Annotated in this window: 1 protein-coding gene; it reads right to left on the reverse strand. The window is 62.6% G+C overall.

Going from position 1 to position 297, the window contains the following annotated elements; all coding sequences use genetic code 11:
- Nucleotides 1-297: AMP-binding protein (locus IG99_RS43815; protein ID WP_037684641.1), on the reverse strand; the 297-nt coding region annotated here is incomplete at both ends.

The raw sequence follows: 297 nt of genomic DNA on the forward strand, positions 1-297 counted from the left end.
CAGCTGATAGAACGCCGACGGCGTCTGATTCAGCACCGTCACGCCCTCACGCGCCAGCAGAGCCAGGAAATCCCCTGCCGAGCGGCTCACCTCGAACGGAACGACCACCAGACGACCGCCGTACAACAGCGGCCCCCACAACTCCCACACCGAGAAGTCGAACGCATACGAGTGGAACAACGTCCACACATCATCCGGTCCGAACCCGAACCACTCATCGGTAGCGGAGAACAACCGCACCACATTCGCGTGCGGAACCACCACACCCTTCGGACGCCCCGTCGACCCCGACGTATA

It is taken from the genome of Streptomyces griseus subsp. griseus (assembly GCF_000720255.1).
Lineage (GTDB): Bacteria > Actinomycetota > Actinomycetes > Streptomycetales > Streptomycetaceae > Streptomyces > Streptomyces griseus_I.